Genomic DNA, 21,937 nt, shown 5'->3' with positions numbered 1-21,937 from the left:
GCAACTTACCCATTTCCCTCAAAAACGACTAGAAAAGTATACATTCAAAACACTGTAAATAAAGAGGTGTAAAATCCATAAACAAAAAAACACATCTCATTGATGTTCAATCCATACCAAGATCACAAATTACCTTAAAATACATTGTCATTAATAAAGAAAGATAATATACTTTATACTTTTTCCATCTAATACTATTAACTTTATAAAACAAAATATTATAAATGAAAAAATTAATAACAGGAGAACATGCATGGAGACAAAATTACAGCAAATTAAAATATCCTGGAAAGAATTTATTTTAGGAACATTGTTAGTCAACTTTATAGCAATAATAATTATAGGTATTCCATTAAAAATGACCAGTTCATTAAATTTCATTCAACAAAAATTTAACAATGATAGTCTTATAATTGTACAAGATTTTATATTTGATATTTTTTATTTATTTATATTGATTCTGTTTATATTAAAATATACACCTTTTCAAAAAATAATTATATCTGTATGCAATATCAAACCTTTATATTCATCTCAAACATATCTATATATTTTATTAGTATATATAATCGATACTTTTATCGATAAAATAACAAATTTATATTCTTATTCTGCTGAAATCCAAGCTGAACATTTAGGAATAGAAAATTTATATGAGCAATCACTCACTATTAATATAATTGCTATCCTATCAATTGCATTAATAGGACCAATTCAAGAAGAAATTATATATCGTGGGATTATACTTAAATTTTTTGAAACAAAATATTCTTTTCTAGCTGGATTAATCCTATCTAGTTTACTATTTGGAATTGCTCATAACTACGATATCGCATTTATTATTTCTGCAACAGTAACGGGAATCATGTATTCATTACTCTACAAAAAAACAAATTCCATTTTCCCTTGCATAATAGCTCATATTACTTACAATCTTTCTACATTTTTATAGATTATACTAAATATTATGTAAGTGGCTGTACGAAATGCTTTGAATCCTAACATCGTGGAACAAGATCATCGCTTGCATACATGACGTTCATGCCTTGTGCCTTATCACCTAAGTTTCCGCCATCCTCCCTTGCCAAAATCAAATTATCATTTAATTTAATCTTAACACATCCGCCATCGTTCCTTTTCGATATTGTTCTATTGGTTCATAGGAAACAAATGAAATAATTAAAACAAAATAACTCCATCCCCAAAATACATACTGTAAATTTAAACAAACATATAAATAGACCTTTATCTCAAATTTTATAAGTTCGAGATAAAGGTCTATTTTAAAACTTACATAATTAATACGCCTTGCCCCAATACACCATATGCTCTGCTTTCTTCCCACAGCATACACATTCTTGTACTAATTCTTCTTGCTCAAATGGTATACAACGCGATGATACTCCTGCTTCTTCTTTTAATTTTTCTTCACAAGCCAGCTCACCACACCACATTGCCTTAATAAACCCTTGCTTTTCATCAGCCGCTTGCTTCATTTCCTCAAAGGCTGTAACACTATATGTGTTTTCATCGCGAAATGCCTTTGCTTTATTAAATAGAGAATCGTGAATCTCATCAAATAATGATGTGATACGCTCTTCTAATTGATCCATTGATACGAACTCTTTTTCCTTCGTATCGCGTCTGACAAGTACCACTTGATTCTTCTCTATATCTTTTGGACCAACTTCTAATCGAATTGGAACACCCTTCATTTCATACTCGTTAAATTTCCAACCTGGCGTTTTATTACTAGCATCTATTTTTACGCGCGCAACTTTTTGAATACGTCCTTGTAGCTGGGTTGCCTTTTCTAACACACCTTCTTTATGCTGAGCAATTGGTACAATAACAACTTGTACTGGTGCTACTTTTGGCGGCATCACTAGCCCGTTATTATCACTATGAACCATAATAAGTCCACCGATCATTCTTGTTGATACGCCCCAAGATGTTTGATGTACATATTGCCATTTTCCATTACGATCTAAAAATTTAATATCAAACGCTTCAGAGAAATTAGTCCCAAAGTTATGAGATGTTCCTGTTTGAAGCGCTTTTCCATCATGCATTAAACTTTCAATCGTATATGTTGCTTTCGCCCCTGCAAATTTTTCTTTTTCCGTTTTCTGTCCTTTAATTACTGGAATTGCTAAGTAATCTTCACAGAAAGAGGCATACAGGTTTAAAATGTTTAACGTTTCTTCTTGAGATTCTTCTGCCGTTTCATGAATTGTATGACCTTCTTGCCATAAAAACTCAGTTGTACGAAGAAATGGTCTCGTCGTTTTTTCCCAACGGACAACCGAACACCACTGATTATATAATTTAGGTAAATCATTATAAGACTGGACAATTTTTGAAAAATGCTCACAAAATAAAGTTTCAGATGTTGGACGAACGCAGAGTCGTTCCGCTAACTTCTCGTCTCCTCCATGTGTAACCCATGCTACTTCAGGTGCAAATCCTTCCACATGATCCTTCTCTTTTTGTAGTAAGCTCTCTGGAATAAACATTGGCATATACACATTTTCATGACCGGATTCTTTTAATTTCCCATCCATCACTTTCTGCATATTTTCCCATAACGCGTATCCATACGGACGTAAAATCATACATCCTTTTACACTTGAATAATCAACTAACTCAGCTTTTTTCACAATATCGGTATACCACTGAGCAAAGTCTTCTTCCATTTTTGTAATAGCTTGTACTTGTTCTTTTGCCATATTCTTTTCCTCCTTTAGAAAATAAAAAAAGCCCGTGTCCCCTAAATAGGGACCGAGCTTTTGCCGGCGTTACCACCCTGATTCATGCACAAATAAATTGTACATGCTCTCTTTTTGATAACGGGAACTTCCCGCTGCATATGCAGAACGCAAAGGTAGGTTCCATATCGCCTTTTTAAGAACCTTCCAGCCAAACGGATTCTCTCTCTAGAAAAAAGGTGGGACATGTACTAATCCTTTTTCATCGTTATAACGAAATAAATTTGTTGAATATCATAATATAAATTCTATTTTAAAACAATAACTAATTTTCTTATTTTTATATATTCTTTTCGTTTTTTTCTGTTTTATACTGAATTTACACATAATTTTTCCGAAAGAGTTTTACAAATTGATGAGTAATCATACCGATGATTGTTCCCACTAAAACAAAGAAACATGCAATACCATAACCCATTCCATCCCATCCTCCAATAGCGAAGATAGTAAAAGGAAAGAAAGCTAAACAAAGGAGAATTAAAATAAGTGCAAATATAATATCAAACGGTCTCTTTGGAAATTGCTTCTTTAATAAAAATGAAACAGCAAATACAATGAGAATTGTTACAGCTCCAATTATAAAAAACACTTCAAATCCATTCATTCCATTTCCTCCTCCCATCAATTTTCCTATAATTATTATATGTTTTAAAATTCAAAAAATAAACAATAAACCTTCCTCATGGATGACTTTTTATAATCAGATATTAATAGTGATATACAATAATAAGTATCATAAAATTTGCAGGGATCTACTAAATGTCCCTTATCAATTTTTATTTTCGCCCTAAACAATTTTACAATTTGATGAAGTAACATTCCAACAACTGTTCCAATTAGTATAAAGAAACATAAGAAACCATATGCCATACCTTCAAATCCACCAATAAAAAATAACGTGATTAGAAAACAAATTAGACAAATTATAATGATAATAAGACCAAACGTAATATCAAATGAGCGATTCGGAAAGCTTTTTCGTAACATGAACGACACAAAGAAAACAACAATTACTGTTAGGACACTAGTTATTAAAAAGGTTTCCATCTTTCTTCCCTCTTGATTTCTTCTTACGCACATTATACTCTTATCAGTCTGAATATATAAAAAATACTTTCTTCTCCGAAAGATATTTTTATTACTAGGTATTAATAGTAATATATAATAATAGGTTATATAACAGGAGGTATACACAATGGGCAAGCCATTAACAAATCATGTAATTGTTTTATCTTTTGACTGTTTATCAGCTTTAGATTTTCCTATATTACAAGAACTTCCTCATTTTCGGTCTTTAATAGAACAAGGTGCAATTGCAAAAAAAGTAGAAGCTATTTATCCTTCTGTAACATATCCAAGTCACGCCACTATTGTAACTGGTAACTACCCTAACAAACATGGTGTTGTAAGCAATACATTACTTCAGCCTGGCAGGGAATCACCAGATTGGCATTGGTACCGCCGTTCTATTAAAGGAACGACATTATATGACGAGGCACGAAAAGCGAATTTAACAACAGCTGCACTTCTATGGCCTGTTACAGGAAGAGCAAAAATTGACTACAACTTACCTGAAATTTTTCCAAACAGACCGTGGCAAAATCAAGTTCTTGTTTCATTATTTAGTGGAAGCCCGTTGTATCAGCTAGATTTAAATCGTCGTTTTGGCCATATTAGAAAAGGGTTGTCACAGCCCGAACTTGATGATTTTGTCCTCGCCTCAGCCGTACATACCATACAAACAAAAAAACCGAACGTCATGTTTGTTCACTTTACAGATTTAGATACACAAAGGCATTATCATGGATTTTCTTCTACGGAGACAACAGCTGCTATTCAGCGGCACGATGAGAGACTGGGGAAGATTATCAAAGCATTAAAAGAAACTGGTATATACGAAGCAAGTACAATTATTGCCCTCGGTGATCATAGCGCTCTAAGTGAGAATAAGGCTATTCAATTAAATGTTCTTTTCCATCAAAAAGGACTCATTTCAGTAAATCAAGATGGCAAATTAACAAATTGGAAAGCTTATTGCCAAAGCTGTGATGGCTCTGCTTACGTATATGTAAAGGATAAAAATGATATCCAAACTATACAAGTTGTCCAACACCTTCTTGAAGAACTCCTTCAAGATAAACAAAATGGAATCGAATTTATCCTTCATGATGAAGGCGCAAAAGAGCGCGGTGCTGATGGAAACTGCCTTTTTATGCTTGAAGCAAGAGAAGGCTATTACTTCACCGAAAACTACACAGGAGAGTTTATAAAAGAAATCTCGGAAAAAGATGTAACTCCCAGTAAAAAATACACGTTCGGTACGCATGGCTATTCTCCAACAAAACCAAACTATGAGACCATCTTCATCGCCGCTGGAAAAGGCATTCGCCAAGGTGCAATTATTCCTTATATGCGTCTCATTGACGAAGGACCGACCATTGCACGGTTGCTCGGATTATACCTTGGTGAAACTGACGGAACTATAATAGAGGATTTACTTCAATTGTAAAGAAATGTGTATCTATGTAAAAAATACGTAAAACTTACCTCTGTTTCTCTTTTTCCTATTTCTATTTTTGTACACTAATGTTAGAACGACTATAAGGAGGAACATTCTATGAAAAAAATGTCCAGACAAGAAAAAAGCTGGATATTGTATGACTGGGCCAACTCGGTATACTCGCTCGTCATTACAACTGCACTATTTCCTATTTATTTCAAAGCTGCTGCAAAAGAAGCAGGTCTATCTGGAGCAACTTCAACAGCTTATTGGGGATATGCAAATTCTCTCTCAACACTTTTAATTTCTATTCTCGCTCCTATTCTCGGTACAATTGCCGATTATAAAGGCTTTAAAAAACGCTTTTTCACATTCTTTTTTGGACTCGGTATTATATTTACAAGTATGCTAGCTGTTGTTCCAACATCACAGTGGTATTTACTACTAGGCTGCTATATGCTCGCTTTAGTTGGATTTGCTGGAGCAAACATTTTCTATGATGCATTTTTAGTAGATATCACAACAGAAGATCGAATGACCCGAATTTCAACTCGTGGTTTTGCATTAGGCTATATCGGAAGTACAATTCCATTTATTGGATGCCTCACTCTAATTATCCTTGCCCAAAAAGGAACAATCCCATTATCAGTTGGTATCGCCAGTCAAATTTCCTTTGCAATTACAGCTCTTTGGTGGGGATTATTTACGATTCCGATGCTCAAAAATGTGGAACAAACGCATTATATTGAACGGCACCCAAAACCGATCACAATGAGTTTTAAGCGCTTAGCTAATACATTTAAAAATATCCGTCAATATCGCACTGTATTTTTGTTCTTGCTTGCTTATTTCTTCTACATTGATGGCGTCGATACAATTATTACAATGTCCACAGCTTATGGCACAGACCTTGGTATTAGTGCGACAAACTTACTTATTATTTTATTTGTAACACAAATTGTCGCTTGTCCATTCGCCTTGCTGTATGGGAAACTATCTGAAACGTTCAAAGACAAGAAAATGCTTTATGTCGGTGTTATTATTTATATCATTATTTGTGCATACGCTTATTTCTTAAAAACAACACTCGACTTTTGGATTTTAGCAATGCTTGTCGCAACTTCTCAAGGCGGAATTCAAGCGCTCAGCCGCTCATATTTTGCAAAGTTGGTACCGAAAGAATCTGCAAATGAATTCTTCGGATTTTATAATATTTTCGGTAAGTTCGCAGCTATTATGGGACCCGTATTAGTCGGTGTAACAACTCAGTTAACAGGAAGAACAAATGCTGGTGTACTAAGCATTATCGTTTTATTTATAATCGGCGGATTCATACTAACACGAGTACCAGAAAATGCGACTTCTGTTACACCACCTGCTCCAAAATCGGAAACACTATAATAGAAAATGTCCCTTTCTGCATGCAGAAAGGGACATTTTCTATTATTCTATCGATACCTCCCACTACCATATATATCTATTTTAATTTCCCGACATCTAAGTCGTGGTTATGAAAAAAAAAGAAGTTCTCCACTCGTTTTCTCCTTCTGTTTTCACATGGCATGGGGTAAAAAAGACACCGACCGCTCCTACCCATGGGCGGATGCTCTCTCCCACCTAAAAGGAATGGTTTTATGTCGGTCTTTCAATCCGTATTTATATAAAAACTCTACTGCTTATACAAAAATAATTTATCAACCGTTGTCCCTAATACTTCAGCTAAACGAAATGCCAGAGCTAAACTTGGATCATATTTATTATTTTCAATTGCATTTATCGTCTGTCTCGATACTTTACATTTATCAGCTAATGCACCTTGTGAAATATTATTTTCAGTGCGCAATGCGTAAATTTGGTTTTTCACATCTTTTCTCCTAACCTGTAAAATCATTTTTACAACATCAGTATATATTTGGTACATATAGTTGTCAAAAAATCCCCATATAAAGTGAAACTTTAATCAGTGGGGGTCTTACTGCCCGTTAATGCGGGATAAAAAAGGAGCATGAATCGCTCCTGTTCTAGTAGAATTCCTACACCAAAGAATCCGTAACCCCCTTTTGATTTGCATCCTCTTTTTTATTTCTAACTTCTTCATTTATTCTCATACGTAAAATTGGTAAAATCGCGAGTAAAATAAGTGACATCGCTATACAAAATACAATAATAATTGAAGTCGCTTCTTTTAATCCCCCAGCTAGTGAATTTCCAATTAGCATAGTTCCCATAAAAAGCGGTAAAATTGTACCATTTACACGTCCTACCATATTCTCCGGTACAAGCTGAATCATAAGTGTTCCAACAACAATGTTCACACAAGCTAAGCAAATTCCCGTTCCAAACCGCATCAAACTAGTAATCCAAAATGATGTAGACAGTCCTTCTACAAGAAAAGACATAGCCAAAACACCCATACCAAACACAAACATTTTTTTCGGATTCACTTTTGAAGCAAAGACTGCTGCAACGACGCCTCCAATGAGCATACCTATTCCATCAGCAGCTGCTAAATATTGAACAGCCTCCTTCTCCATTCCCAATCGTTCAATAACAAGAAATATTTCTAATGGATTTGTTAATCCTACTGCTAATCCAATAATTGCGAAAGTAATTGTAATCATACATAAATTTTTTGTTTGAAGGACATACCTCCATCCCTCTTTTATATCATTCCATAATGAAATACCCTCAGTTTTCTCTTTTTCTATCCATCTTGGTAAAAACGAAAGAGTAATAGCCGATAACACAAACAATCCAATTAAGCTATATAGTGAAATAAACAACCCAAGCTGTGTATAAACAATTGATCCTACAACTGGCCCAAAAATCATAAATAGTGACTGTAGCGTTTGGTTTATTGCAATTGCATTTGCAACATGTTTTTCTTCTACGTAGCGTTTAAATATTCGTGACGATGAAGGCTGAGAAAATTGTCCAACAACCGCTGAAACAAGCGCTGCAAAAAATATAGCCTGCCAATAATCCATTTTTAACAAGAACACAATTCCAATAATAGATACCATACTCAGCATATCCCCTACTACCATCGTTCGTTTCGGATTCCAACGATCTGCTAACGCACCACCAATGAATGAAAAAACAAAAATGGGTGCGTATTCCATAACCGATAATAATGAAACTGAAACGGGATCATTATTTGTTCGCTCCATAACGAAATACAAAAGTGCCATATTTCGAATCCAAATTGCAAACTGCTGTAAAATATCAGACGCCATAACAAGCATAAATGCTCGATTTTTAAATAAAGATTTCATACTATCTCCCCTTTATAAACCGACCGTCCAGTCTAATTTAGTATGAAAGAAAAGCTGCTGATTTAAGATTCAGCTGCCATTCCTTGTAGCAGTACATCTATTGCCTTCTTGTAAATGCGTTTCATTTCTGTAGAGTCTAGCTCATAATAAAGTACCCCAAGCCCTGATAATAAGCCATTGACAATGTACATAAGATCCCTGGTATCTCCTTGACGGAATTCTCCAGATTTTATACCTTCTTCAATTAATTTTTCAAAAACACCATATGATGCCCTTGCTAAAACCAGCATTTCATCCAGAGTTTCTTTGCTCACAATTTGACTTGTAGAAAACTCTTCCACGGCACTAAAAATAGGCTGTTGTATATCTTCCACGTGGTACTCTGCAAGCCCATATAATTTTTCGGTACTCGTATGATAATGCTTTTCTTTTTCATTCCACTTTTCAAGCCAATCATACGTATGTTGTTTTACTACAAATAAAAATAATTCTTCCTTGCTTTTAAAATGATAATAAATGCTACCTTTACTACGTTCAGTAATTTCACAAATATCTTCCATAGATGTTGCAGCGTATCCTTTTTGTGAAAATAACTCTTCCGCTTGGTACGCTATTTCTTTTTTTATCTCTTCTGCACTCTTCCTCATGTTCACACCTCACCAAACCGACCGTTCAGTCTAATATTAACAAATATAAACCCTCTTTTACAAGAGGTCATATTCCTTATTTAGGAAAAAGTATTCTCAAACCATGTTCGAAGTGTATGAATAGCTCCAACCTTCAAACCAAGTTTAACAATAAATACTCCTCCTGCAACTAATAAAAATAAAGCTACCTTCCCTTTATTTTTAACTTTCGGCTTCTTCTCCATGTTCATTCCCCTTATAACATCATATATTCCTTATTTATTAATACACTGCATTTAAACAAACGTTTGTTTAGCTGATTCTATACGGATTCAAGTCAACTAATCAAACGTTTGTTTAAAAAGAAGTACGCCCATAAAGAGCGTATTTTTTTAATCTCCACCTCCGCCACAGCTGCCGCCATCACCACCTGAAAAACCGCTATCTCCTCCAAACGAACTTCCACAATCATGTGAATTATCGCTATCAGATCCTGCAAAGAAAAATGGTGTAGAAGTAGCCGTAGTGGATGTACTATCACCAGTACCTGATTTATAAAGATTTACTTTCCGTTTATTCGATCTAATTGATTTTACAATCATTCCAATTAAAACTAAAAATAATAATGCCGCTATTACAAATCCCATATGAAATCCCCTTTTTATTTTCCGAACATTTGTAATCTTCGTTCTATATTCCCTGAGGAAATAAATCGTGACTCACAAAGTATTTCTTTTTCTTGATGAAATAATAAAACTGTTGGTGCTGTAAATACTAAATACTTCGCTGAAATTTCTTTCATATCCTCCAATGAAACTACAATATTTTCCATATTTTTATAATGCTTTAACAAACGATTTACCTTCTCTAACATCACATCACGCCACAATTTCCGGTTTTTATGAATAAAAGTAATCATCCTTGTTCTTCAATATATGCTATTAATTCTTCTATTACATATTTTTACTATTATTTTACACGAAAAATTTAAATGATACCACGATATGATATCTAAAAAAAATTAGGTCTCAATTTTATTTATACCTATATTCCAAAAAATAAAAAAGTGCGGTACCTCTTATATTAGAGCTACCGCACTTTTTCAATCTTTCTTTAATTTTCTCGCAATCCCGTTCCCTAGAGATTGTAATCCTTGAACAAGAATAATTAGGATAAAGACTGTTGCATACATCACTTCTGGCTCATAACGCAAATGACCAAATCGATATGCTAAATCTCCAAGACCACCTGCTCCTACAAGTCCAGCCATCGCAGTTGCACCGATTAATCCAATCGTTGCGATGGTCAAGCCGAGCACAAGCGATGGACGCGCTTCTCTAACCATAACGTGCCAAATAATTTTTATAGTAGAAACTCCCATCGCTTGATACGCCTCAATTACACCACGATCCACTTCTAGTAAAGCTGTTTCCATTAAACGTGCAATATAAGGAGCTGTAAATACAACAAGCGGTACAATCACACCTTTCACACCAATTGAAGTTCCCATAAGCAGTTTTGTAAACGGTAGAATGAAAAATAATAGAATAATAAATGGAATAGAACGAATGACATTAATAATTGTATTAAAAATAGGATATACGATTTTATTCTCTAGTTGACCACCAGGCCTTGTTAAAACAAGTGTTACTCCTAGTGGCAATGCAATAATAATTGATATAAGTAGTGAAATTGATGTCATTTGAAACGTTTGAATCGTTGCTTCCCATATCACGTTACTCCATTCATCCAAAAAGGACTTGTTTCCCATACTCTTTCCTACCTCCTTCTACGATGATTCCTTGTTCCTGTAAAAATACTAAAGCTCTATGTACCTCGTTTTCTTCACCTTGCATATGAACAACGAGTTTACCGTACGCTTCACGCTTTAATTGTGTAATATTACCAGATAAAATATTGGGATACACTTGGAATCGCTTTGTAGCAACAGCCAATGCTGGTTCTCCTGAAGAGTTCCCTATAAACGAAAGCGTTACAATCTCCCCAGTGTTTTTTAGCTCTTTCTGTACCTCTTCCGGAATTTTAGCTGCAAAAGCGCTGTTTACAAATTTTTTCGTGGTTACATGTTGCGGATTTGTAAAAATATCCTTTACTGTGCCGCTCTCAACCACAGCCCCATTCTCCATTACAGCAACTCGATCACATATACGCTGAATTACATTCATTTCGTGTGTAATTAGCAAAATCGTAATACCTATTTTCTCATTGATCTCTAGTAGCAAATCTAAAATAGAATCTGTTGTTTCTGGGTCTAATGCACTTGTCGCTTCATCACTTAGCAAAATTTCTGGTTCATAGGATAGTGCACGCGCAATCGCAACACGCTGTTTTTGACCACCAGAAAGCTCACTTGGATATGCATCTTTTCTATCAAAAAGGTCAACAATACGTAAATATTTTTCTACTCTTTTTTCAATTTCAGTTTTTGGAATCCCAGCTAGACGTAAAGGTAATGCAATATTTTCATAAACATTGACTGTTTTTAATAAGTTAAATCCTTGAAAAATCATTCCGATTTTTTGTCTCGCTTGCGCTAACTCTTTTGTAGATAAAGTTGTTAAATCTTTTTCATTTACAATTATATTTCCTGTTGTTGGTTTTTCTAATAAATTTACACAACGGATTAATGTACTTTTACCAGCGCCACTATATCCGATGATTCCAAATACTTCTCCTTTCTCTACTTTAAGAGAAATTGGTTTAAGAGCTTCAACCTTACCTTTTTTTGTTGTAAATACTTTGGATACATTTTTCAGTTCAATCATTATAGTCAGCTCCTACCAAGATGGCAAAACAGAACCATCGAATTTTTTCTCGATAAACTCTTTAACTTCTTTAGATTGATAAGCTTTCTTTAATTTTTTTACAGCTGCATCATCCTTATTTCCCGTACGAACAACCACCCAGTTTACATATGGTGAATCTTTTCCTTCACGGAAAATAGAATCTTTAGCTGGATTTAGTTTTGCACCTAATGCAAAATTCGTATTAATCGCCGCTGCTTTCACTTCATCTAGCTGCGTTGGTAATTGTGACGCCTCTAATTCAACAATTTTCAAATTCTTCGGATTCTCAATCACATCTTTTGCAGTTGCTTTCTCGGTTGCTTTTGGATCAACCTTTAAAACACCTGCTTTTTCAAATAATTTTAATGCCCGAAGTTCATTCGTTGGATCATTGGGTACAGCAATTGCATCTCCATCTTTTAACTCTTTTACATCTTTCAGTTTTTTAGAATATACTCCCATTGGGAACGTTACCGTTGAAAATACTTCTGTCAATTTCATATTGCGTTCTGCTTTAAATACATCTAAATAGGATTTCGTTTGATAGCTATTCACATCAATGTCTTTTTCGTCTAACGATACATTTGGTGCTACATAATCATTAAATACCTTTAAATCAACTTGTAGACCATCTTTTTCCGCCACTTCTTTTACTTTTTCAAAAATCTGTTCATGTGGTCCACCTGTTACACCAACTGTAATCTTTTTCTCATCTAGCGCTTTTGCTTCCTTCCCCGAATCAGCACTACATGCGCCTAATAACAATACCGTTCCACTTACAATACTTAACAACAACTTTTTCATATACAATTCCTCCTTATATATATCTGTTCTTAAACAAAAAACACCTCTCAAATAAGAGAGGTGTCGAATAGACAAAATAGGCTCCTCTCTTATCTTCCAAAACGAAAATCGTTTTGCAGGAATTAGCACCTTAGCTTATAATTCATAAGCTCGGTTGCCGGGCATCATAGGGCCAGTCCCTCCGCCTCTCTGGATAAGAGTATTTGTATTAAATTTTTCAAAAACTATGGTACTAATAGTAAATCTCACAAAAAATTTTGTCAATAGGATTTTTCTGAATATAATTTATTTACGAATAATTGATTTCTTTCTTCTAATTATCTATTTGGTAGTCTCTAGACGTACTGAGCAATAGCTATGTACAAAGTATCCTTATCGTTAATATACTAGAACAGCAAATACTTTATATAAACAAACGAAAAGAGGTTATACTGTATGCAAGATAAACATGCTATACAAACCCTACTATTATCTCAGATAGAAAAACTCTCTCAATCCTTTCATTACGATTTTTTATATGAAGAGGCACAACAAGGAACACTATGCCAAATACTTTTACGAGATGATAACGGCTCCATCGTAGCAACGCCACTTAGTTTTCATATGTTGATAAACGAAGTTGCTGGTAAAGGAGAACTTGTTTTTTATAACGACCATGGTGAATTTCATCGACAAAAATTTGATATTTATACGGAAGACAGTATTGTTAAATTACTATTATTCATTCAAGAACGACTACAAGTAAATCAATAAATAATATGAAAGCAGCTACGTAACATGTAGCTGCTTCATGATCTTCATACTAAAATATTTTATGTCTTGCCCATTACACTCCTAAATAAACGGCTCTCTTATTTTTTAGTAACGTTCATTTCCTCCAGATTCCAAACTCTCGTCACCCAAGATTCATAAAAAGAAGGTTCATGAGAAACGAGTAAAATTGTTCCTTGATAGTGTTCTAAAGCTTCTCTCAATGCCTCTTTCGCCTGTACATCTAAATGATTCGTCGGCTCATCTAGAATTAAAACATTACTCCGCATTAACATAAGTTCACATAAACGTACCTTCGTTTGTTCTCCACCACTTAAAAGGCAAAGAGACTGCCGAATATGTTCTTCCTTTAAACCACACCTTGCTAAAGATTGACGAACTTCTTTTTGCGTCATATCTGGACGACCTGACCATACTTGCTCAAGTGGTGTAACTTCTACCCTAAATTCTTCTTGAGCAAAATATGCAGGTTGTACCCGTTCTCCAATATGAACTCTCCCACTTAATGGTTCTAATTGTCCTAACAACGTTTTTAGCATTGTTGTTTTTCCAATTCCATTATGACCAACAATTGCAATCTTTTCGCCCCTTTTCACTTGTAAATTAAGGGATGGAAACAATGGCTCCACGTAACCAATTTGAATTTGCTGTGCTTGTAATATGCGGCTCACAGGCTCAGTGTGAATCTGAAAATGAAAACGCGGCCGTGGTACATCGTTATGTTTTCCAATTTTTTTCATTTTCTCCAATACCTTTTCACGGCTTTTTGCCTGCTTTGCTTTTCGAATTTTATTTTTTTGAATAAAACTCTCTAAATTTGCAATTTCCTTTTGTTGTCTCGTATAAGCCACTTGCAATTGCTGCTTCTGCAAGCGATAACTTTCTAAAAATCTTTCATAATTCCCCGTATAGCGCTTTATTGTTTGCCCTTCTAAATGATAAATAACATTCGTAATATTGTTTAAAAATGATTCATCATGTGACACAACAATATAGGCATGCTCATACGCTTGTAAATACGCCCTTAGCCAATCTATATGAACTGTATCTAAATAGTTTGTTGGTTCATCTAATAGTAAAACATGTGGCTTCTCTAAAAGAAGCTTCCCAAGTAATAACTTTGTACGCTGGCCACCACTTAATTTTGAAACATCTTTTTTCATCCCTAAGTCTAACAATCCTAAACCAGCTGCTACTTCTTCTATTTTCGTATGAACTTGATAAAAATCTGAACCCTCTAGTATATTTTGTAATTCACCATAGTGTACTAATAACTTATCTAAGTCTGTTTCCTTTGCCATCTTTTCAGCAATGACTATCATTTCACGTTCAATCGCATACAAATGAGAAAATGCACTTTGTAAATATTCCTCAATTGTTGTTCCTTCTTGTAAATCAATGTGCTGCTCTAAAAACCCCGCCTTTACATGCGGAAACCATTCAATCATTCCCCCATCAGGCAAAACTTCTCCTATTAAAAGCCGAAGCAATGTTGACTTTCCTGCACCATTACTTCCGACAAGCCCCGCATGTTCACCTTGTAATAATCGAAAACAAGCATTATATAAAATGGTTTTATCTCCATACGTATGTGTAAGATTTTCTACTGTTAATACGCTCATTTTTGTTCTCTCCTTTTCTTTATAACTAACAAGCCAAATAGGGAGAACAGCAAAATAAAGATCTTATTTAATTGTATATATGAAAAATGGGTAAGGTGAACACACCTTACCCATTACACATTACTATTGTAAAAAAGGATTAAGGTTCTTTACCTGCTGTCTTCAATTTGGCTTAAACTTTAAAAATGGGCAGACTTCTCCCATATCAAGCTAAAACCATTTGAAGAACAGTTGATAAAGTCATCTTATCCTTTCACTCCTTTATAAATCATTATTGTCTTATAATAAGCATGCACCATGCTCTTATATTTTATTCGTTATGAATCTTTTGGTTCCTCTTTTTCTTTTAAAATTCCTTTGGACATTTTCTCCATTGCATACAGACTTGTAAAATCTAAAATGAGTGAATCCACTCTTTGTTCAATCATTTAACCCATTGTTTCTCCCTCTAAAACAAAAAGCTTCTTAACAGTCACAAAAACTGTTAAGAAGCTTTCATTACTTCCTCATATAAGGAGCCAATATCCCTAAAATCTCGGCCTTATCTTCTTTTAACTCAAGAGATGTTAACATTTCCATCGTTCGAGGACGTGGTAAGTTAACCTTTACTTCACCTACAATCGTAGCTGGCCTTTGTGACATAATGAATACACGATCAGATAATAGAATCGCTTCATCTAAGTCATGTGTTACCATCACGATTGTTTGCTTCTCTTGATGCCATGAATCTAAAAGCCAACGATGCACTTCCATTTTTGTAAATGCATCTAACTTACCAAAGGGTTCATCAAGCAGCATAATCGGCTTTTCGCATAAATAGGTACGAAGGAAACTAATACGCTGACGCATACCACCGGATAATGCATCTGGATAATAATTTGCGTATTCAGCTAGACCAAATTGTTGCAAGGCTTCCATTCCTTCTGTAAGTCTCTCTTTCTTTGGCTTCCCATCAATTTCTAATGGAAGAACAATATTTTGTAGTGCTGAACGCCACGGGAGCAACAAATCTTGTTGCGGCATATAACTTACAATATCCTGTTTTTGAACAAGGGTATCGTTATAGATTACCTCACCACTAGTTGCCTCTTCAACACTCGCAATCAGATTTAATAACGTGCTTTTTCCGCAACCACTTGGGCCTACAAACGAGACAAACTCACCTTCTTGTATAGAAGCACTAATCTTTTCTAGTACATTTTTCCCATCAAATGCTTTCACAACATCTTTTATTTGTAATCCGTTCATTTTTCGCTTGGAAGGAACTCGTTTGTAAAGGCATCTTTTACATCAATTTTCTTTTTAATAACTTTGTTATCGTGTAAGAAATTCATATAATTCGTCCAAACTTCTTCCTTCTGTACTCCCCACGCTTTCGCATCGTCTTGATACTTCGTACTTAACCATTTTTGGCTCTCCTGTACTAACTCTTTATTAATGTCCGGTACATTTTTAATTAAAATATCAGCCGCTTCTTTTGGCTCTTTAATTGCAAAGTTATATCCTTCTGCCGTTGCGTTCATGAATTTTTTCACAAAATCTTTATCTTGCTTTGTATGCTTTTCACTTGTAATAATGACAGGACTATAGAAATCTAACGCTGGATCTAAATCTTTTACCATGATCGTATTTAATTCTTTTCCTTGTCGTTTTGCTTCAATGCCATCCCAGCCATAATAAATCCATTCAAAGTCTGCATCGCGGCCAATTGATTTAAAGAAATCTGTTTGTCCAAGAACAACCTTTTCTACTTTACTAAAATCAGCTTGATGCTTATCCATAATTGTTTTTAACGTCGCTTCTTCTGCTGGTGCACCCCAACCGCCGTAGCGCTTACCTTCAAACCCTTTCGGAGAGGTAATATTATCTTTTTTCAGTGATGCAAATGCAGATGTATTATGTTGAATAATTGCTCCAATTGAAACAACCGGTATTCCTTCAACACGAGCTGATGTTACGTTTTCTTGATAACTTACACCGAAATCAGCTTTTCCTGATGCAATCATTTGCTCTGCCGATACGTTATCACCCGGCTGAATGATTTCTACGTCTAAACCTTGTTTTTTATAGTAGTCTTTCGTCTTTGCTACATATAAACCAGTATGGTTTGTATTCGGGAACCAGTCTAAAACAACTTTTACTTTCTTCCCTTTATCTGTACTCTCTTCTTTCTTCGCCGCATTACAGCCAACAACACCAGCTGCAAGTATTGCAGCTAGCATCACTTTTAAGCCTTTTTTCATTTTCTGTCGTCCTTTCTGTATATCCATGGTGCTGTTAGTCTTGCCATAAATTCTACGATAAAATACAAGAGCATTGTCACCATGACAATAATTGCTGCAATACCAAATACACGAGCTGTTAAAAAGGATTTTGTAGCTCTTGTGAGCATAACTCCTAATCCTTCGCTCGCACCAAGCCATTCTCCAATAATCGCTCCCATTACGCTATATGTAACCGCAATTTTTAATCCAGAGAAAAAGTATGGAAGCACGGCTGGAAATTTTACCTTCTGATAGATTTGCCATTTCGTCGCACGCATTGTTTGTAATAACTTAAGCATGTTCTTATCTACTGTTTGGAAACCTTCTAAAATACTCAAGGCAATCGGAAAGAAGCAAACAAGAATCACGACCATCACTTTCGGCAGCATCCCATACCCAAACCAAATAATGAATAAAGGTGCTAGCACAACAATCGGTATCGTTTGTGATATTACGAGTAACGGATTAATTAAAATGCGAAATAACGGAATCACATCCATAATAATTGCAATACTCGTTCCAAGTAAAATCGCAAAGAATAATCCGATGATAACTTCTTGTAGTGTTTGCATTGTATTTGGCAACAATAAATCTTTCATTCCAATCAGTTCCTGTACAATAGTAGAAGGCTTGGGTAAAATCCACGGTTCAATTCGAAATAATGAAACAGATCCTTCCCATATAGCAATGAGAAGGATAAGCCAAATCGTTGTAATTGTTATGTTAGATCGTTTCTGGTTTTTCATATTCATCACGGTACTTCCAAACTTTCTCATCAATCGTTACACCTGTACTTGGACGATAATGAATTTTAATAGAAGTAATAACCTCTTCTGCTCCAGCATCGACACAAGCTTGTTGTGCACGTTTAATCACGTCAAGAAGCATGTCTAATTCTCCTTCTAGTGTTGTTTCCATCGCACCTACTTCATAACGAACACCCGATTGTTGTACGACTTCAATTGCTTTATCAACAACGGCATACACATCTTTCGTTTTTGCTTGTGGTACGACTGAAAATGAAATTGTAACTTGTTGTGACATCCGAAAATCCTCCTTGCAAAATATGTTTTGTAAAAAGAAAAGGCTTTCCTACAAAATACGTAGGAAAGCCTTGTATGCAAGTTATTATACAACAACATCTGCTTACATCACTTTAAGTAACTCCCTACGCTGGCATTATCCAGATCAGGTTGAGGGTCGATGCTTACTTACATCCTCTCAGCCAATTGGCTCCCCGGTCTTAATTCGTTTTCATTGTAGCATGATTTATTTTTTCAAACAAACAAATCCACATTTTTTTCATAATATGATACCGCTCATAAACTATTGGTCATATATTTTCAAAGAAGCTGGTGCCTCAAAACTTGGTAAATGGCATTTTTGGCTCTTAAATATCGGACTACCGATTACGATGATTGCACTCGCTCTTGAGATTTATGGCTACCATGCAGCTATACCTTTTGTTGCTGGTGGAAGTATTCTTGTTGTTCTTGCTATTATCATTTTTGCTATTAATATTTTCACACAAATTAAAGAATCTCTAAAATAAGTCTCTTTCATAAGAAAAAAGCAGAAATGGATGAATTCGTTTCTGCTTTTTTCTTTGCAACACATTTACTATACGTCCATTATTTCTTATTTATATATTAAATTAAAGTAATTGTTTTTCCGAAATAATGTCACAAAATATAGTGAATGTTACATTTTATGTGTTATATAATAAAAAGGTTGATTTAACAGGTTTTTATTTGTTTAATTTAATAATTGGCATTCAAATTAAATTATTCAAAAATATCTTACCATATAGATTTCGGAGGTGTTTCATCATGTTTTGGCTACAATTTATTACCTTATTACTCTGCATTTTTATCGGTGCACGCCTTGGTGGAGTTGGACTAGGGGTAATGGGTGGAGTTGGTATGGCAATACTTGTATTCGTATTCCATTTACAACCTACAGCTCCTCCTATTGACGTTATGCTGATGATTTTAGCAGTCATTACAGCTGCAGGTGCCTTACAAGCTGCAGGTGGAATGGATTACCTTGTTCATCTTGCAGAAAAAGCACTTCGTAAAAACCCGAAGCGCATTACATTTTTCGCACCTATTGTGACATATTTATTTACATTGTGCGCTGGAACTGGGCATGTTGCCTATTCCGTACTTCCCGTTATTGCAGAGGTATCACGTGAATCAGGAATTAGACCTGAACGCCCGATGTCAATTGCCGTAATCGCTTCGCAACAAGCAATTACAGCAAGTCCAATCTCTGCTGCAACTGTGGCCCTGTTAGCAATGCTAGCTGATTATAAAATTACATTGTTAGATATTTTAAAAGTAAGTATTCCTTCTACTTTCATCGCTTGTATGCTAGCTGCTTTCGTTGCCAGCAAAATGGGTAAAGAGTTAAATGAAGACCCTGAATACTTGAAACGATTAAAAGAAGGAATGATTCCTAAACTTGAAGAAAAGAAAGAATTTATCGGTGCAAAGGGCGCCAAATTATCTGTTGTTCTCTTCTTATTTGCAACTATTTTTGTTGTTCTTCTTGGTTCATTCGAAGCACTTCGTCCAGGATGGATGATAGACGGAAAATTAGTTCGGCTTTCAATGCCAAACACAATTGAAATGGTAATGTTAACAATTGCTGCTCTTATTATTATCTTCTGTAAGCCAAATGTAGAAAGCATTGTATCTGGAAATGTCTTCAAAGCCGGCGCTACAGCCGTTGTTGCAATCTTCGGTATCGCTTGGATGGGAGACACATTCTTCAATGGAAACTTAAGTACGATTCAAGGATCGATTCAACACCTAGTAACAAGCGCACCATGGTTATTCGCTATTGCGCTATTTATCCTATCTATTTTACTATATAGCCAAGCTGCAACAGTACGTGCTTTAATGCCACTCGGATTATCACTTGGTATTTCACCAGCACTTCTTATTGCCATGTTCCCTGCAGTAAACGGTTATTTCTTCATTCCAAACTACGGAACAATTGTTGCTGCGATCAACTTTGACCGTACAGGAACAACACGTATTGGTAAATATGTATTAAATCATAGCTTTATGATTCCTGGTCTGGTTGCGACATTTGCTTCCATTGGAATTGGGATGCTACTAATTTCAATTATGTTTTAATATATAAAAAGCACAAACTTTTTCTGAATAAAGTTTGTGCTTTTTTCATTTAATCAAACGTTTGTTTAAATTCTTTATTCAATAACCTCTACATTATATCCTTTCTTCTCTATCGCGCTTAGCACTTTTTCAATATGGTTTTTATCTTTCGTTTCTAACGATAAATGGAGCTGTGCATACCCAGGAAACACCTTTGTTCCAATTCTCTCTAAATGAATATGTAATACGTTCGCTTCAAAATTTGTCACAATTTCAAGTAAGTGTTGCAAATGTCCTGGTTTATCCTTAATTGTTGTCGCAATGTGAACAAATCGACCAGCTTCAACCATTCCATGTTCAATAATACGAGTGATAAAGTTTACGTCGACATTCCCTCCACTTAAAACTGACACAACCTTTTTTTCTTTCACAGGTACTTTTTGATATAGTAGCGCCGCTAATGAACTAGCACCGGACCCCTCTACTAATAATTTATTGCGTTCAAGTAGCATTAGCATCGTTCGTGCAATTTCCATTTCATCCACACAAAAAATATCATCTACGTAGCGCTCTACAAGCTGAAAAGTAAGCTCACCTGGTCTTTTTACCGCGATTCCATCTGCCATAGTCGGTGAAGATTCTACTGTAATTACTTTCTTTTCTTCAAAGGATTGCTTCATACCTGGACAGGCAAGCGCTTGTACACCATATATTTTTACCGATGGCTTCTGTTCTTTAATCGCCATCGCTATACCTGCAATTAAACCTCCGCCTCCAACAGGACAGATTACTGCATCTATATCATCAAGCTGCTGCATAATTTCTAATCCAACTGTACCTTGACCAGCAATGACAGCCTCATCATCAAACGGGTGAACAAACTTCGCTCCCGTTTGTTCTTTTAAATCAAGTGCGTAAGCTAAAGCATCGTCAAATACATCACCTTGCAATTCCACGTGTGCTCCGTATCGCCTCGTCGCTAGCACTTTACTAAGCGGGGCACCTTTTGGCATCACAATCGTACAAGGAATACCGAGCATATTACTAGAATAGGCAACTCCTTGTGCATGATTTCCAGCAGATGCTGCAATAACTCCATTTTCTAGTTCTCCTTTTTCTAAAGAAACCATCTTATTATAAGAACCACGTACTTTAAAAGAGCCGGTTTTTTGTAGATTTTCAAGCTTTAAATACACTTCATTCTTTGATAATTCACTAAATGTACTTGAATAATCCAGTGGTGTCATATGTACAATGCCTTTCATTTTCTCATGAGCAGCTATAATATCTTGTAAAGAAATCATATGTTCCCCTCCGAAACGATATATGTTCACACATATTAGTTTGAGCCGCACACTTTGTTTTATACGACAAAAAA

General features: G+C 35.2%; 22 protein-coding genes, 2 pseudogenes, 2 riboswitches and 1 other annotated feature. Of the genes and pseudogenes, 6 read left to right on the top strand and 18 right to left on the bottom strand.

The genetic code is table 11. The annotated features are described in order from the left end of the window. Positions 1-253: 253 nt before the first annotated feature. Complete coding sequence (locus tag NSQ40_RS02215; RefSeq protein WP_033798024.1) at positions 254-952, top strand: CPBP family intramembrane glutamic endopeptidase; 699 nt, start codon at positions 254-256, stop codon at positions 950-952. A 346-nt stretch (positions 953-1,298) separates the two neighbouring features. Here the strand turns inward: NSQ40_RS02215 and proS are convergent, their stop codons facing one another. The 3 genes and pseudogenes from proS to NSQ40_RS02200 form a co-directional block, all read right to left on the bottom strand. Continuing rightward, positions 1,299-2,729, bottom strand: a complete 1,431-nt coding sequence (gene proS / locus NSQ40_RS02210; protein WP_341286054.1) for a proline--tRNA ligase — start codon at positions 2,727-2,729, stop codon at positions 1,299-1,301. A gap of 44 nt (positions 2,730-2,773) precedes the next feature. Beyond that, positions 2,774-2,983, bottom strand: a binding site (T-box leader). 104 nt (positions 2,984-3,087) lie between these two features. Continuing rightward, entirely contained in the window at positions 3,088-3,372 is a 285-nt protein-coding gene (locus NSQ40_RS02205) for a YesK-like family protein (protein WP_018766549.1), read from the bottom strand. A gap of 182 nt (positions 3,373-3,554) precedes the next feature. Next, positions 3,555-3,815: pseudogene (locus NSQ40_RS02200) on the bottom strand (YesK-like family protein); the annotation flags it as partial. A gap of 148 nt (positions 3,816-3,963) precedes the next feature. Between NSQ40_RS02200 and NSQ40_RS02195 the strand changes: the two are divergent. Both NSQ40_RS02195 and NSQ40_RS02190 read left to right on the top strand, forming a co-directional pair. Beyond that, positions 3,964-5,277, top strand: coding sequence for an alkaline phosphatase family protein (locus tag NSQ40_RS02195; RefSeq protein WP_098114416.1), 1,314 nt, complete (start codon positions 3,964-3,966; stop codon positions 5,275-5,277). 108 nt (positions 5,278-5,385) lie between these two features. Further along, positions 5,386-6,669: an MFS transporter gene (locus NSQ40_RS02190; RefSeq protein ID WP_003194782.1), complete on the top strand. Its 1,284-nt coding sequence runs from the start codon at positions 5,386-5,388 to the stop codon at positions 6,667-6,669. 268 nt (positions 6,670-6,937) lie between these two features. Here the strand turns inward: NSQ40_RS02190 and NSQ40_RS02185 are convergent, their stop codons facing one another. The 9 genes and pseudogenes from NSQ40_RS02185 to NSQ40_RS02145 all read right to left on the bottom strand — a co-directional run bounded on the left by NSQ40_RS02185 (position 6,938) and on the right by NSQ40_RS02145 (position 12,780). Then, entirely contained in the window at positions 6,938-7,189 is a 252-nt protein-coding gene (locus tag NSQ40_RS02185) for a helix-turn-helix transcriptional regulator (protein ID WP_052100703.1), read from the bottom strand. A gap of 112 nt (positions 7,190-7,301) precedes the next feature. After that, positions 7,302-8,543, bottom strand: a complete 1,242-nt coding sequence (locus NSQ40_RS02180) for an MFS transporter (protein ID WP_003205754.1) — start codon at positions 8,541-8,543, stop codon at positions 7,302-7,304. 62 nt (positions 8,544-8,605) lie between these two features. After that, on the bottom strand, positions 8,606-9,190 hold the full coding sequence (locus tag NSQ40_RS02175; RefSeq protein ID WP_003194773.1) for a TetR/AcrR family transcriptional regulator: 585 nt from the start codon (positions 9,188-9,190) through the stop codon (positions 8,606-8,608). 80 nt (positions 9,191-9,270) lie between these two features. Further along, a complete protein-coding gene (locus tag NSQ40_RS02170; RefSeq protein ID WP_003194771.1) occupies positions 9,271-9,414 on the bottom strand; it encodes a hypothetical protein in 144 nt (47 codons plus the stop codon). 147 nt (positions 9,415-9,561) lie between these two features. After that, positions 9,562-9,816 (bottom strand): hypothetical protein, encoded by a 255-nt coding sequence (locus NSQ40_RS02165; protein ID WP_003205752.1) that lies wholly within the window; start codon positions 9,814-9,816, stop codon positions 9,562-9,564. Positions 9,817-9,830: 14 nt separating this feature from the next. Further along, a pseudogene (locus NSQ40_RS02160) lies at positions 9,831-10,123 on the bottom strand (thioredoxin family protein). A gap of 148 nt (positions 10,124-10,271) precedes the next feature. Next, on the bottom strand, positions 10,272-10,940 hold the full coding sequence (locus NSQ40_RS02155; protein WP_018782580.1) for a methionine ABC transporter permease: 669 nt from the start codon (positions 10,938-10,940) through the stop codon (positions 10,272-10,274). Beyond that, positions 10,915-11,955 carry a methionine ABC transporter ATP-binding protein gene (locus NSQ40_RS02150; protein ID WP_003194431.1) on the bottom strand — a complete coding sequence of 347 codons (1,041 nt, stop codon included), beginning with the start codon at positions 11,953-11,955 and terminating at the stop codon, positions 10,915-10,917. The genes NSQ40_RS02155 and NSQ40_RS02150 overlap by 26 nt, the downstream gene beginning before the upstream one ends. A gap of 12 nt (positions 11,956-11,967) precedes the next feature. Next, complete coding sequence (locus NSQ40_RS02145; protein WP_033795848.1) at positions 11,968-12,780, bottom strand: MetQ/NlpA family ABC transporter substrate-binding protein; 813 nt, start codon at positions 12,778-12,780, stop codon at positions 11,968-11,970. A gap of 86 nt (positions 12,781-12,866) precedes the next feature. After that, positions 12,867-12,980: riboswitch (SAM riboswitch) on the bottom strand. A gap of 235 nt (positions 12,981-13,215) precedes the next feature. Between NSQ40_RS02145 and NSQ40_RS02140 the strand changes: the two genes are divergently transcribed. Further along, the gene (locus NSQ40_RS02140) at positions 13,216-13,533 is read left to right on the top strand and encodes a hypothetical protein (protein WP_003194427.1); all 318 of its coding nucleotides are present in this window, start codon (positions 13,216-13,218) and stop codon (positions 13,531-13,533) included. A gap of 98 nt (positions 13,534-13,631) precedes the next feature. On the opposite strand, the gene NSQ40_RS02135 is transcribed toward NSQ40_RS02140, so the two are convergent. The 5 genes from NSQ40_RS02135 to NSQ40_RS02115 form a co-directional block, all read right to left on the bottom strand. Continuing rightward, the gene (locus NSQ40_RS02135) at positions 13,632-15,173 is read right to left on the bottom strand and encodes an ABC-F family ATP-binding cassette domain-containing protein (protein ID WP_003205747.1); all 1,542 of its coding nucleotides are present in this window, start codon (positions 15,171-15,173) and stop codon (positions 13,632-13,634) included. A 498-nt stretch (positions 15,174-15,671) separates the two neighbouring features. After that, positions 15,672-16,421 (bottom strand): ABC transporter ATP-binding protein, encoded by a 750-nt coding sequence (locus NSQ40_RS02130; protein ID WP_003194769.1) that lies wholly within the window; start codon positions 16,419-16,421, stop codon positions 15,672-15,674. After that, positions 16,418-17,416 (bottom strand): ABC transporter substrate-binding protein, encoded by a 999-nt coding sequence (locus NSQ40_RS02125; RefSeq protein ID WP_018766537.1) that lies wholly within the window; start codon positions 17,414-17,416, stop codon positions 16,418-16,420. The genes NSQ40_RS02130 and NSQ40_RS02125 overlap by 4 nt, the downstream gene beginning before the upstream one ends. Next, entirely contained in the window at positions 17,413-18,189 is a 777-nt protein-coding gene (locus tag NSQ40_RS02120; RefSeq protein WP_033795847.1) for an ABC transporter permease, read from the bottom strand. The genes NSQ40_RS02125 and NSQ40_RS02120 overlap by 4 nt, the downstream gene beginning before the upstream one ends. Continuing rightward, complete coding sequence (locus NSQ40_RS02115; protein WP_003203779.1) at positions 18,161-18,481, bottom strand: MTH1187 family thiamine-binding protein; 321 nt, start codon at positions 18,479-18,481, stop codon at positions 18,161-18,163. Before NSQ40_RS02115 ends, NSQ40_RS02120 begins: the two co-directional genes overlap by 29 nt. 104 nt (positions 18,482-18,585) lie before the next feature. Next, positions 18,586-18,687: riboswitch (TPP riboswitch) on the bottom strand. A 59-nt stretch (positions 18,688-18,746) separates the two neighbouring features. Between NSQ40_RS02115 and NSQ40_RS02110 the strand changes: the two genes are divergently transcribed. Both NSQ40_RS02110 and NSQ40_RS02105 read left to right on the top strand, forming a co-directional pair. Next, on the top strand, positions 18,747-18,989 hold the full coding sequence (locus tag NSQ40_RS02110; protein WP_224796089.1) for a hypothetical protein: 243 nt from the start codon (positions 18,747-18,749) through the stop codon (positions 18,987-18,989). 277 nt (positions 18,990-19,266) lie between these two features. After that, positions 19,267-20,580: an anaerobic C4-dicarboxylate transporter family protein gene (locus NSQ40_RS02105; RefSeq protein WP_033798021.1), complete on the top strand. Its 1,314-nt coding sequence runs from the start codon at positions 19,267-19,269 to the stop codon at positions 20,578-20,580. A 74-nt stretch (positions 20,581-20,654) separates the two neighbouring features. Here NSQ40_RS02105 and ilvA read toward each other — a convergent pair whose 3' ends face one another. Then, the gene (gene ilvA / locus NSQ40_RS02100; protein ID WP_003205737.1) at positions 20,655-21,863 is read right to left on the bottom strand and encodes a threonine ammonia-lyase; all 1,209 of its coding nucleotides are present in this window, start codon (positions 21,861-21,863) and stop codon (positions 20,655-20,657) included. Positions 21,864-21,937: the final 74 nt, after the last annotated feature.

The organism is Bacillus sp. FSL K6-6038, from assembly GCF_038050455.1.
GTDB lineage: Bacteria > Bacillota > Bacilli > Bacillales > Bacillaceae_G > Bacillus_A > Bacillus_A pseudomycoides.
Note: the sequence above shows the minus strand (reverse complement) of the source record. Positions and strands in the feature narration are given on the sequence as shown.